Source organism: Leptospira langatensis (assembly GCF_004770615.1).
Taxonomy (GTDB): Bacteria; Spirochaetota; Leptospiria; order Leptospirales; family Leptospiraceae; genus Leptospira_B; species Leptospira_B langatensis.
This window is the reverse complement of record NZ_RQER01000010.1, coordinates 247,289-260,708: the sequence shown is the minus strand read 5'-3', so window position 1 is coordinate 260,708 and position 13,420 is coordinate 247,289. Positions and strand designations below refer to the sequence as shown.

Annotated in this window: 10 protein-coding genes; 3 read left to right on the top strand and 7 right to left on the bottom strand. The window is 45.2% G+C overall.

All coding sequences use genetic code 11. From position 1 onward, the window contains the following. Positions 1-28: 28 nt before the first annotated feature. Positions 29-685, bottom strand: coding sequence for a YceI family protein (locus tag EHO57_RS15495; RefSeq protein WP_135645827.1), 657 nt, complete (start codon positions 683-685; stop codon positions 29-31). Between the two features lie 68 nt (positions 686-753). Here EHO57_RS15495 and thiL point away from each other — a divergent pair, with 68 nt between their 5' ends. Both thiL and EHO57_RS15485 read left to right on the top strand, forming a co-directional pair. Next, positions 754-1,674, top strand: coding sequence for a thiamine-phosphate kinase (gene thiL, locus EHO57_RS15490; RefSeq protein ID WP_135645828.1), 921 nt, complete (start codon positions 754-756; stop codon positions 1,672-1,674). 23 nt (positions 1,675-1,697) lie between these two features. Then, positions 1,698-2,915: a DUF418 domain-containing protein gene (locus EHO57_RS15485; RefSeq protein WP_246050724.1), complete on the top strand. Its 1,218-nt coding sequence runs from the start codon at positions 1,698-1,700 to the stop codon at positions 2,913-2,915. Between the two features lie 36 nt (positions 2,916-2,951). On the opposite strand, the gene EHO57_RS15480 is transcribed toward EHO57_RS15485, so the two are convergent. Continuing rightward, positions 2,952-6,425: a PAS domain S-box protein gene (locus EHO57_RS15480; RefSeq protein ID WP_135645829.1), complete on the bottom strand. Its 3,474-nt coding sequence runs from the start codon at positions 6,423-6,425 to the stop codon at positions 2,952-2,954. A 150-nt stretch (positions 6,426-6,575) separates the two neighbouring features. On the opposite strand from EHO57_RS15480, the gene EHO57_RS15475 reads away from it, so the two are divergent. After that, on the top strand, positions 6,576-6,992 hold the full coding sequence (locus EHO57_RS15475) for an MAPEG family protein (RefSeq protein WP_135645830.1): 417 nt from the start codon (positions 6,576-6,578) through the stop codon (positions 6,990-6,992). A 6-nt stretch (positions 6,993-6,998) separates the two neighbouring features. Here the strand turns inward: EHO57_RS15475 and EHO57_RS15470 are convergent, their stop codons facing one another. The 5 genes from EHO57_RS15470 to nuoL form a co-directional block, all read right to left on the bottom strand. Beyond that, positions 6,999-7,661 (bottom strand): hypothetical protein, encoded by a 663-nt coding sequence (locus EHO57_RS15470; protein WP_135645831.1) that lies wholly within the window; start codon positions 7,659-7,661, stop codon positions 6,999-7,001. 180 nt (positions 7,662-7,841) lie between these two features. Then, positions 7,842-8,357, bottom strand: a complete 516-nt coding sequence (locus tag EHO57_RS15465; protein ID WP_135645832.1) for an SseB family protein — start codon at positions 8,355-8,357, stop codon at positions 7,842-7,844. Positions 8,358-8,360: 3 nt separating this feature from the next. Then, positions 8,361-9,839 (bottom strand): NADH-quinone oxidoreductase subunit N, encoded by a 1,479-nt coding sequence (locus EHO57_RS15460; RefSeq protein ID WP_135645833.1) that lies wholly within the window; start codon positions 9,837-9,839, stop codon positions 8,361-8,363. Next, on the bottom strand, positions 9,836-11,485 hold the full coding sequence (locus EHO57_RS15455) for a complex I subunit 4 family protein (protein WP_135645834.1): 1,650 nt from the start codon (positions 11,483-11,485) through the stop codon (positions 9,836-9,838). The genes EHO57_RS15460 and EHO57_RS15455 overlap by 4 nt, the downstream gene beginning before the upstream one ends. Then, the gene (gene nuoL / locus EHO57_RS15450; protein ID WP_135645835.1) at positions 11,486-13,420 is read right to left on the bottom strand and encodes an NADH-quinone oxidoreductase subunit L; all 1,935 of its coding nucleotides are present in this window, start codon (positions 13,418-13,420) and stop codon (positions 11,486-11,488) included.

Below are 13,420 nucleotides of genomic sequence, written 5' to 3'. Positions count from 1 at the left end.
GGGATCGGCTCGATCCCGCTCGAAAGATTTACTTACAGTCCTTCTTCAATTCGGACTTGATCGCAATCTCTACATCCGGCCAAAGAACGGATTTACCATCTTTACTCGTATGCAATTCCTTGCACAGATCGTTCAGGGCCTTTAACGCAGCACCGGCATTCCAATGATTTAGATCCACGGAACCTTTCGCGTTCAGTATATTGCCATTTTCTAATGTAAATTGCAGAGGGACAGGCTTGGTTACTCCGTTCAAGGTCAGATGGACCACACCCTTGCCTGATTTCTGATCCGCTTCCAGACTGATGGAAGAAAGAGAACCTGAGATCTTTCCGCCCGACTTCAGGTTTCCAAAGAATGCGCCCTTGATCTTTGGATCTCGCTCCGTATTCCCGCTATTCAAGTCAGCGGGATCTATGGAGAACTTTAATCCTTTCAGCGCTTGTGTGACCGAATCTCCCGGCTTGGTTCCGGAAATACTTACCTTAGTGAACTTGCCGCCCACTCCGGTCTTTTCGGTAAACTTAAATGCCTTCCATTCCAAACTGGTTTGCTCCGCAGCTACGGAATACTTACAAGAAGTGTCCGCAGCAAACGTTTTGGATTGCCAAGCCCCGCTTAGAATGGATGCTAAGAAAAGGCCTAAGGATAAAATTCGAAAGTAAGAAGAATTGATACGAAATTTCATAGCCTTATACTGAGGTTGAAAGAAAACAAAGTCAAGATCTTTAGAAGGGAATCTCAAAAGGAAACGGTTTGAACGAAGAAGAACTCATCTCCTCTCTATATCCTCCCGGAAAGGAACAGGAAAACGACTGTTATTCGGACGGGAATGGAACTCTGATCACTACGGACACGATCGTAGAAGGAACGCATTTCCGTTTGGATTGGAGTCGCCCTCAAGATTTGGCAAGCAAACTGGTAGAAGTGAACGTATCGGATATCGCCGCGGCAAACGGGATCCCGGAAAAGGCCTTCTTCAATTTCGGGCTTTCTCCTTCTTGCAATCGAAAGGAATTCCTAGAGCCCTTCGTAGATTCATTTAAGAAGGCGCTCATCTCCTATGATATAGAGCTTTGCGGTGGAGATACGTATAGGACCCAAGAACTGAATCTTTCACTGACCTTGCTCGGAAGATCGAACTCTCCTTTGGATCGAAAAGGAGGAAAGCCTGGAGATAAACTCTATCTAAGCGGCCATATCGGAGCTTCCTTACTTGGTTATAAGATACTGGAAGGAGCGCATATTTCTCTACCTCCCGAGCTAAAGGAGATCGCTCTCGACAGACATCTTCGCCCTAAATCAAGGTTGAATTTAAGCAAATCGTTATATTCTAAAAATAAAATACATGCGGGAATGGACCTAACAGACGGACTTAAACAAGATGCGTTCAAACTCGCAAAATCCTCCCGAGTCTCCATAGAAATAGAATTGGATCGACTACCCTTTCAGAATGGGGTTAAGGAATCCATTGGTATCGAAGGGATCCTAACTTCCGGAGAAGAGCTCGAGTTGCTCTTTCTCTCCCCGGAAGAATTACCCGAACTCTGGGAAGGGATCCCGATCCGAAAGATCGGTTTCGTGAAGGGTTTAGGTCCGGGAGAATCTCCTAACGTTCGATATTCGTATGAAGGAAGGTCATACTCTCCGAAAGAATCCGGCTTCCGTCATTTTTGAAGGAATTTAGATCGCAAAATTACTTGGAGAAAATCCGAAGAAAAGATTCACTGATCCATATGCTTGCGCAAAAACGGATCGGTTTTATAGATTTCTTAAGGGGTTTTGCGCTTTTCGGGATCTTAGTAGTCAATCTCCCTTATTTTTCTAAGCCTATGTTCCTCGTGGCTTCCCAACATGAGAACGCAACTCTCTTGGATTCCATCGCTTCCTGGATCGTGGCCTTTTTCTTCGAATCCAAGTTTTACGTACTATTCTCCTTCCTATTCGGCTACGGATTCGCGACACAAATGGGAAATACGGAGGATCCACAGGCAAACGCCAGATATTTCAGAAGGATATTCGCTCTTATTATATTAGGGATCTTGCATGGGATTTTTTTGTTCTTGGGGGATATCCTTCTCTCCTATGGAATTCTGGGCCTAGCATTATGGTTCCTAAGAAAGAAGAGCCCGATCTGGTTATTGCGTTTCTCTTTCTTTTTCCTATTAGTTGCGATTGCGGGAAGGATCTCTCTATTTGCAATGGAACAGTCCTTTCGGGACTTTCTGGCAAATAATATATCTCGCATCCTAGAGGAGACCAGAAAGGCCTATTTAGGGAATTTTTGGGAGAATGCGATCCAAAGGTCCAAGGAATCATTCTCTTCTTTCCGATTTTTGGTTTTGTACCAATGGCCTTCTGTGCTTGCAATGTTCTCTCTGGGCTTAGCTGCTGCAAAGAGATCCATTTTCAGCAATTGGGAAGAAGCAAAGCCTTCGCTGAAGAGATATTTCCCCTGGATGTTAGTTCTGGGAGTTTTAGGAAATCTTCTTTATACCTTCCATTCTAGGCATATTTTCCCCGAGGATCTAAACAAGACCCTGAAATTCTTCTTGGTTTGTCTAGATGCTCTTAGTGCACCTGCACTTACTTTCTGCTATGTGTATCTATTAGGAAATTATTATGCTTCTTCCAAGAGTGAGGCGGATAAACCTTGGCTGGAAAATGCCGGTAGGTCCTCCTTAACAGTCTATCTGGGAGAATCCTTGGTTTGTTGTTGGATCTTTTGCGGATGGGGACTTGGGTATTTCGATCAGCTTGGCAGTTTTATCGTGCTATTACTCTCAGTCCCGATCTGGATCTTCTGGACGGGCTTCTCGGTACTTTGGGGTCGCTTCTTCTCGTTGGGACCAATGGAGTGGATCCTTAGATCCTGGACATACTGGTCCTTTATAAAACTAAGAAAGCGGGGAAATTAATCCGTATTCGGCACAGACCAAAGCATTTCTCCGAACTCAATGTAGCCATTTACGGAGCATTTTCGCAAAGTCCGCTTTGACTGCTGGTTTACTCATATAATCGTCCATTCCCGCCTCTATACACTTCTCTCTTTCTCCGGAAACGATCCCTGCGGTGACTGCAATGATAGGAACATGAACACCAGCACTTTCTAATTTTCTAATATATCTAGTAGCCTCGTACCCGTTCATCTCCGGCATTTGTATATCCATAAAGACCAGATCCGGTCTTTCGGCCTCGTATTTCTGGACGGCCTCTTTGCCATTTTGCGCCTCCACACATTTCGCAGCCGGAAGGATACGCTTTACTATGTTTGTGGCGAGCATCATATTCACCGAATTATCTTCCGCGATCAGGATTGTGAATGCCTTACGGAGCAAATCTTCATCGTTCATATCGGGAACTTCTGTTTGCTTGGAACTATCAGCACTATGAAGGATCACGGGAAGGGCCCCATCTTCTCCATTTCCTTCGACAGTATTTAGATTTAGATCGAAATAGAAACTACTTCCCTTGCCAAACTCACTCTCCAATTGCAATTCACTCCCCATCATAGAGAGCAATTTATTCGAGATAGTAAGTCCGAGCCCGGTTCCTCCGAATCTGCGAGTAGTGGACACATCTCCTTGGGTGAATGCATCGAAGATCTTCTTTCTATTTTCCGGAGCGATCCCGATCCCGGTATCCTTGACAGAGAATCTAAAACTAGATTCCGTTTCTGAGATCTTTTTCACTACTCCGACCTTGAATTCTATGCTTCCTTCTTCCGTAAATTTGACCGCATTACTGAATAAGTTCAAGATGATCTGCCTGAGACGAACGCTATCCGCTTTCACGAATTTGGGGACTTCAGGCGCAATACTCACTATAAGTTGCAGTCCCTTCTTCTCCGCTTGGAAGCGGATCATATTTACGATCTGGCTACATAGATCGAACAGATTCATCCTATCGTAAGAAAGCTCCAGCTTACCGGCTTCTATCTTGGAAAAGTCTAAGATATCATTAATAATATCTAATAAAGATCCAGCAGACTGGAACACAGTCATAACGTACTGATGCTGGACCTCGTCCAGAGAGGTTCGAAGAAGAAGGTCCGTAAATCCTATAACTCCGTTCAGAGGAGTTCGGATCTCATGGCTCATGTTCGCAAGAAAGTCGGATTTGGCCTTGCTCGCCTGCTCCGCCTGAAGTTTAGCCTTCTTCAATTCTTCTCTTTGCAGGCAACTTTCAGTGATATCCTGAGTGAACATCATGATCCCGCCTATGGAACCGTCCATCTGGTACCAAGGACGAACCTCCCAACGAAGATATTGATCGTAATCCCATCCGTTCGGTCTCCAGATATCCTCATCGTTCTTGATGACTTCACCTAAAAGGCATCTTCGATGAATCTCCTTCCAATGTTCGGAGATATTCGAAAAGACTTCGTAGTGCGAAAGCCCTAGGATATTCCTTCCGAGCAAATGGTATTCCGATAACCATCTCTGGCTTACTGCGACATATCGAATCTCGGTATCGAACATCGCAACTGCGGCAGGCGCATGCTCTACGAATGCAAGTAGCCTGGATCTTTCCCTGAATAGTTCCAGCTCCGCTTTCTTTCTCTCGTCTATGTCCATGATCTGGGCTATGTATTGGATGGGCTTTCCGTCAGCACCTTTTACTACGGACGCGGAGAGCAGGATCCAGATCACGTCCCCATTTTTCTTAATATAACGTTTTTCTAAATGATATCCTGTCCTTTTCCCATCTATCATTTCCTGTAAGAGGGATAGATCCGTTTCCAAGTCATCCGGATGAGTTACATCTCTAAAGGTAAGGTCATATAATTCCTCTCTTTCGTAGCCGAGCAATTTTACCAGATTGTCGTTTACCTTTAACCATCTTCCTTCCGGATCCAATACCGCCATTCCTATGGAGGAGAATTCGAAAGCGTTCTGAAAGGATTCTTGGATCTTTCTTCTTTCCCCTATATCCCTTCCGATCTCGGAAGAACCGATCATTCTCCCCAAAGAATCGAACATAGGTGAAAGAGAGATGGACATTTCCATCAGACGACCATCTTTACCGCGTCGGACCGCCTCATATTGAACTGTTTCCTTTCCTCTCAACATTCTAGCTTCGCTTCCACTTTCTTCCGCCACGGATTGCTTAGGAATCAATGTCTGGATGGGAGAACCGATAATCTCTCTCTCGGAATATCCGAAGATCTTCTCCGCACCCGGGTTCCAGGAAATGATCTTGTCGTTCAAGTCCCTGCCGATGATCGCATCGTCAGAAGACTCGACGATCCTTGCTAAACGAATATTGGCGCTCTCCACCGTCTTGCGTTCATCTATGTCCTGTATGATACCGAATAATCGTTTGCATTTGCCATTCTCGAAGTCGGGTTGCCCGATCGTGCGAACCCATTTCAGGCCGCCTTTTTTATTATAGATCTGTAATTCTAGATCCCAAGAGATGCCTCTCTCCGTCGCGTCTTGGATCGCTTTAGAGATCTTGGTCCTGCAATTTCCTTCGGAATAGATGCGGATCATTCTCTCCAGATCCGATACTTCGTTTTCAGTGACTTCACAGATCTCCATAGCGACATCGGACCAATAGCGAGTGCCTTCTTCGAAGTTGATCTCCCAGCCACCTACCTTCGCGACTCTGCTACTTTTTTCTAATTGTTCCTTGGCTCGAACGAGTTCCTGTCTCGCCTTTTTAATTTCGGAAACATCGTTGGAGATGACAGAGAAGCCTACCACTTTCCCATCCACGATGTCCGGAATATAGAATGTAAGCACATGTCTCACACCGCTTCCATCTCGCAGAGGGACTTCTCTTTCAAAGACCTGCCTCTCTCCTCTCAAAGCTCCTTCTATCTGAGGAAGGTTCTGACGATACAACTCCTCTCCTAGGACTTCCTTGATATGCTTCCCACCAATTTCATCTATTCCGACCCCAAGCCATTCCAAGTAGGAAGTATTTGCTGCTCGGTTGCGCTGGTCTGCATCCCAGTATCCGATCAGAGCGGGAAGATTGTTCGCAAGAAAAAGAAAGTCGATCTCCCTCTTCTTAGAATGGAGTTCCGAATCAGGATCGCTCTTAAGGTTTACACATCCCACACAGATGCGCTCTCCATTTAGAGAATTAAAATAGATCTTGGTATGAGCGGTAAGGATAGAACCGGAAGAATGCTTATAATGCAGAGTAATAAGAGAAGATCTTTGGTCCTGAAAAAAACCGGGCCCGAAAGATTCCAGATCCTTAGCAGAAAGGATGCGATCCCAGGTAATATCCTTATCCTTAACACCCGGAAGCTCCAAACCTAAAACGGATCTGAGTCTCGGATTGATCCAAAGATCGTTCTCTCTATTTAGATTCTTTGCCCAAACCCCGTCCTGGCCGAAGTCTTGCATGAAATGGAAGAAATCCTCATCCGTTTTCACCCATTCATAAACGAACTTTTCAAGATACTCTTGCATTTTTAAAAGTAAATTAGATAAGACGACGAGAAAAGAGTCTTAAAGACTAGAAAGAAATAAAAGCCAGTCAATGAAAATTAGCTTAACCCCTTTTAAAGATATAAGGAAATTCTGTGTCTTTTAGTTCAGATCCGTTAGAAGGAAAAAAATATGCAAAAAGAACTTTGGTTATTTCCGATCGGAGCATTAGCCTTATTAACGTTTTTTGTATTAATACAGGTCCCCATACGACGCTTCTACGCCGGTTTTAAAGGGATGGTCACTGCCAAAGATTTCAAGTATGGAGAATCCAAGAGAGTCCCGGATTGGGTCGTAGTAGTGAATCGGAACTATATGAATCTCTTGGAAGTCCCGGTCCTCTTCTATTTGATCTGTCTGATCCATTTCCTAACGGATAGAACGGATGCACTCAGCCTAAGCCTCGCATGGATCTATGTAGTAACTAGGATCGTTCATAGCACAATCCATCTCACCTACAATCACGTATTTCATAGATTGGGTGTCTTCGCATTTAGCAATCTGATCCTAGGCGGACTCTGGCTGGACTTTTTTCGTTATTATATTTGATGGAAACTAGTTCTTATCCTTCTTCAAAGAAGAAGGGACCGGCTTCTTGAAAATTCCCTGAGCCTGGGCCGTTTGCAACGTCTTAACAGCCATATAACGTGCTAAACTATCGTATTCCCAAGACGGAAGATAGAAAGGCATTAGAAATAAAAAGAAGATCTGATAATAGTATTCGTATTTCTCGGAAAGATCCACCGAGCCCAAATGATTTCCTTCGGAATCGTAAAAATCGGTACTCACTAAGAAGCTACCTTCTTCGCGGTATGGACGAAATCCGTATCCTTTAGAGAGAAGATAACCGATGCTTCGATTCTCAGCTTCTTGCTCCACGACCTTTACTCGGATCTGAATATCCGCTCTCTCTTCAAAGGAAACCGATTGGAATAATTCGGAGTCCTCGCAAACGGATAAAAATAGATCCTTCCATTCTCCCTGTCTGTCTGCTTGTTCCTCTTCCTCCAAATGATAGAGGGAATCTCCCTTAGCAGGAACGTACATTACCTGCAAAGAAGCATTCTTATAAGCGCTGCGGACCTGATTTTCGTTGGAAGAAAGTTTAGAAGGATCCGCATGCGTGAGTACAATACAATTTCCTAAAATGAAAATAGGAAATAAGGAACGAGTAGCTAGAAAAAGTTCAGACGATATGGAACGAATGATAACAAACATAGAACAGAAAACTCTAATATAGAACAATAATCCGGAGAACCCTCCTAAAATCCAATCCAAATTTAGGACATAGATAATCCAAACCGGCTTTAGATCCCTAGATGCAGGATCTATTTGTTTTATATAAAAATAATAAACCGGATCCGGTCGGAAGAAAATTATTTTTTCTTTATATAACTCTTATTTTTCTTTTCGGAGGACTTCCAGGTGATCCCTAGACAAGATCCATAATGTGGAGCCTGGGTCGATTACCACCCCGGAAACCCCCTCATTCTGCAAACCGACCGACCATAATTCCTTGGCGGTGATCGGAGCGAGTTGTGTCTCCTTCCCGAAATATAACATGGATTCGGAAGGATGAGAGAACGCAGGAAGATACACCCTTCCCTTCTCGTCACTGATGTATAGTAAAACGATCGGCTCCGGTTCGTTCTTAACGGTCTTCTTCTTCTTTTTCTTGGCTGCAACCTTCTTCTTAGGCTTGGCTTTCTTCTTTGCCATTGCCTTTTGGTCCGTATAAGGGATCAGGAAGTAGGCCTTAGTCAATTCCGTAGAAAGCGTATCTAGGTTCTTTTCGGAACGATTCCTGGAATAACGATAGATCGCTTCTTGGAAGGGAGCATTCTCTCCTTCGAACTTAGGAATAGGAGTGAAGTAGTCTTTTAAGAAAGAAGAAATCTTTTTGATCGAACTCATTTCTTATTTATGAAGCTCTGCCGACTTGGAAAACCGAAGCTCTGTGAGATCCTTCGGTTGCAGGAAATACCAACCAAAGAGAACCGCTGCCAAGCAAAATGCGGATACGAACACCACCCCATAGCTCGTCTTAGGCGGAGCCACCTGAGCGATCTCCCCGTCCGTGGAACTCATATAAGCGGAGATCCCTACCTTCACATAGTAATACAAAGCCAGCGCAGAATTTGCGATCCCTCCGATCAACAAAAGTCTTCCGATCGCATTCCCGTTATCCGCGATCCTCTGGAACAAGAATAACTTCGCCCAAAAGCCGCCCAACGGAGGAATCCCAGCAAGCGATAAGAAGAAAAGAAAGAGAGCTAAACTTGTCCAAGGTCTGGTCTTTGCGAGACCCGCAATGGATTCGTAGGTGACATGCTTGTTCCCTTCTTCCAAGAAAGAAAGAAGAGCGAAGGCTCCTAGACTCATGAAAGAATAAACGATCAAATAAAAGATCGCTTCCTTCTCACAACCCAACGAAATCCCTGCAACCACATAGCCTGCATGAGCGATAGAAGAATAAGCGAGCACTCTCTTCAGACTGGACTGTTGCAGAGCCACGAAATTTCCGTACGTCATGGATAAGAAGGCCAAGATCCCCATGACCCAAGCCCATTCACCGTCAGCAACCGGACTGGGAAGTTTAGAGAACACAACCATGAGTAGCCCCATAGAAGCAGACTTGGAAGCGGTAGCCATAAAACCGGTGACCGGAGTCAGCGCACCTTCATACGCATCCGGAGTCCAAGAATGATACGGGAACAAAGCGATCTTGAATGCAATTCCAGTTAATAATAGCAATAGCCCGATCTTAGTGAAATTGGACTCGAAGCCTGCAATGGTAAGAGGTTTCAGGGATTCCTGGAGATGAGTGGTCCCTGATCCTCCGAACAAGAATGCCATTCCGAGCAAAAAGAATCCGGTAGAGAAACTTCCTAACAGAAAATACTTTAAGCTCGCTTCTAAAGAGAACACATCGCTTCTAGCCATTCCCACGAGAACATAGAGAGAAACACTCATCAGCTCCAATCCCACAAAGATGGTGACTGTGTCCGTTCCGGAAGTCATGAGGAACATCCCCACAACGGAGAAAAGAAGAAGAGGATAGAATTCCGGGAATTCCATATTATGTTGTTCTAATACTCTTGGCGAGGCAAGAATGGTCCCGAATGCCATGATCAAATACAGACAAGAGAACCAGAAACCTAGGTTAGCGATCTCGTAATGACCACCGAAATAATTCCCGAGACCCGGTAGATAAAAGTGACTCGCAAGCAAGGAAGCGAACGCGAACACCAGGATCAGGCCGGAAGTGAATCGAATGATCCGAAACTCCGATCTCTGGAAGATGAATTGCATTCCTAAGAGTAGAATACCTCCTCCTGATAGAATCAATATCGGGAGGATCGCCAATAGATCGTTCGGACTCGGGATTAAACTCATTCTTCGGCCTCTTGCGCCACGGTTTTCTTGCCAGGGATCCCGCCCGATCTACCGGAAGGGAGTCTTTCCTCATAACTGATCACATTCGCACCCAAGGTCTGATAATTCGTATATTTCTTTTGAGTGGGCCTGAGAGAACCTTCTTGTTCTGCGAAGGCTCTTTCTCGAAGCACTTGTTGAGAGGTACTGTTTAATATTACTCTCGCACTCGGGGTTAGGTACTCCAATAGCGGCTTCGGATACACGCCTGTTACTATGATAATTCCTGTAGTTGCAAACAGGATAAATTTCTCCCTAAAGCCGAGAGGACTCAGGCCTGCAGAAAGCGGATTCGGTTCTCCGAATACCAGGATCTTAGCAAAGTACAGCATGTATCCTGCTGCGAATATGACTGCGGTACCGGCTAATACACCGAACAATAGATTGTATTTGAAGGTTCCGATCAGGATCAAGAACTCTCCCACAAATCCATTGGTACCAGGAAGGCCTGCACTCGCAAAGGCGGCTATACCGATAAACGCAGCCAGCAGAGGAGCGGATTTTGCGAGACCGGAATACTTGTTTAGCTCGTTCGTTCCGGTACGTTCATGCAAGAACCCTAATATAAAGAAAAGCAGACCGGAAGTAAATCCGTGGTTCACCATCTGCATCATTCCCCCGGCCACACCTTCTTCTGTGAGAGAAAGGATCCCCAAGATACAGAAGCCCATGTGAGAAAGGGAAGAGAATGCTACTAGACGTTTGCTATTCTTCTGAGTAAGAGCGACTACCGCTCCGTATATGATCCCCGCTACGGCCAAGGCTGCAAAGAAATTCCTATATTCCAAGAACACTTGAGGGAATAAAGGAATGGCAACTCTTACGTACGCAAATAATCCGATCTTCAACAAGATTCCCGCTAAGTCCACGGAACCCACAGTAGGAGCTTCCTCGTGAACGTCCGGCATCCAAGTATGCAAAGGAAAGAGAGGGACCTTGATCGCGAACGCAAAACTGAATCCCATGAACAACCAAAACCTAAGATCGGAAGGGATATCATTCAAGGAAGCGACAGCGAGTTTTTCCAGATCTAAAGTATGCGTATAATTGTATAATACCAAGATACAAGCCAGCATGAAGACGGAACCGGTAAAGGAGAAGATCAGATACTTCATCGCAGCCTTGATCCTTCCCGCTTCTCCCCAAATTCCTACCATGATAGTGAAAGGAAGCACCATCCATTCCCAAAATACATAGAACTGTACCAAGTTTACGGAGAGAAATACTCCGAGCACTCCCGTTTCTACGAGAAGAAGAAGGATGAAAAATTCCCGCACTCTATGCTTTACATTCGAAAAAGCTGATAAAGCCGAGAAGAAGAAGAGCAACGCAGACATAGCGACGAGCAATAGGGAGAACCCGTCGACGGCCACATAGTAATCCAGACCTCCCGATTCGAAATCCAGGAAATTCCAGATATGATGGGAGAATTGAAAACCGCTACTGCCTCGATTGAAATCCAAGAAGAGAGGGATCGTCATTCCGAAAACACCAAAGGTGAATACGGAGGCAACGCTACGGATCCACTTTTCGTTCTTAGAGAAGAATAAGAATGGGATCCCGATCACGGGCAGAAAGAGTAGAACGCTCAAATAATACTGAGGCACTTAGATTCCCCTCCATAGAAATGCAGAAAGGATGAGGACCGTTCCGAGAACGATCAGAAAAGCGTAATCAACCACGGTCCCGGTCTGGATCCTACGCAGGATAGAAGCCACTCCTCCGGAAACTTTTCCAGCTCCGACAAGAACTGTATCGATCCAACGCTTTTCTACCACTTCGGATAAGAATTCGGAGACCCAAGAAAGAGGACCGATGAAAACATTTTGAAAGAACTCGTCTATATAATACTTATTCGCAGGAAGAGCTCTCCATCCCGTATAAGACGACTCGTCCTGAGGAAGCTTTTCTTTCTTCGCGAAGAAGACCCAGTAGATCCCAAATCCTAAAGCGATCGCTCCTAAAGAACAAAGAGCAAGGATGATCTCCTCTCCCGGCGCAAGATGATGAACGGCAATCGAAGCATTCTTCAGTTTAGAGGAATAACTAACTCCTTGTGCGAATACAGGAGCGAAATATCTTTCTAATACATCCACTCCTCCACCCAGAGATTCCGGAACAAGCAGGTATCCGGAAAAAGCTGCACCCAATGCAAGAATAACTAACGGAACTGTCATGGTCCAAGGACTTTCATGTGGATGTGTGCTCGGAGCCACTCTGGATTTTCCGGTAAATGCCAAGAGAGTCAGACGGAACATATAGAATGTAGTTAAGAATGCGGTTACAATTCCCATCGCAAAGAAAACGGGATGAAAGAAATAAGCTTTTTCTAATATAAGATCCTTGGAGAAGAAGCCACTAAAAGGAGGAGCACCCGCAATCGCCAAGGTTCCCAAAAGAAAGGTCCACCAAGTGATCTTCATCTGGGACTTGAGTCCGCCCATTCTCCTCAGATCCTGCTCGTCATGGAGGGAATGGATCACAGAACCGGAACCCAAGAATAAAAGCGCCTTAAAGAAAGCGTGGGTCAGAAGGTGGAAGAGCCCAGCCACATAAGCCCCCGCTCCCATAGCCACAAACATATAACCGAGCTGAGAAACGGTAGAGTATGCCAGGACTTTCTTGATATCGTTCTGATATACACCGATGGTCGCGGCAAAGAATGCGGTAAATGTCCCGATACATACGATCCAAAAACCGACCTGAGGAACTAACACGAAGATATAATTCAATCTAGCGATCAAAAATAGACCTGCAGTCACCATGGTAGCTGCATGGATCAGAGCGGAAACAGGAGTAGGACCTGCCATCGCATCCGGTAGCCAAACATGGAAGGGAAATTGAGCCGACTTGCCCATGGCTCCCACAAAGAAACAGATCGCAACGATCGGAAGCGCCTGTTGGAAGAATTTCACCTGAGGCAGATTCTCCGCAATCTTTGTAAAGGAAACCGATCCAGCCAGCCAATACGTAAGAGCGATCCCAGCGATCATCGCTAAGTCCGCGATCCTGTTCGTAATGAATGCCTTGATACTTGCGTTCGCCGCATTTTCCTTATGAGTATCGAAACCGATCAATAAATAAGAACAGAGCCCCACTCCTTCCCAACCGAAGAATAGCACGACTAGATTCTCCGCGAGAACCAGATGCAACATGGCAAATAAGAAAAGATTTAAGTAGGAAAAGAACCTAGCGATCCCCGGGTTTCCTTTCATGTAACCTATGGAATAAAGATGGATCAGGCTTCCTATCCCAGTGATGATCAGGGTCATAAAAAGAGAAAGCTGGTCCACTTGGTAGGCAACATCCACCTTGAAGCCGCCCACTTCCAACCAAGGGAAGAAGTTAACGATCTGAGGGACTTGGTTCTCGAAAGGATGATATTGTAAGTATGCGATCACTCCCGCCCCGAAAGAAGCGAAGGAGAAAAGAGTTCCCAGAATGCCGGCGAAACCTTTCAAGAACCTGCCAAAGACAGCATTCAGGATAGAGCCCGCAAGAGGGAGAAGAACAAGAAGAGGTATGAGAATTTCCCAGCTCAT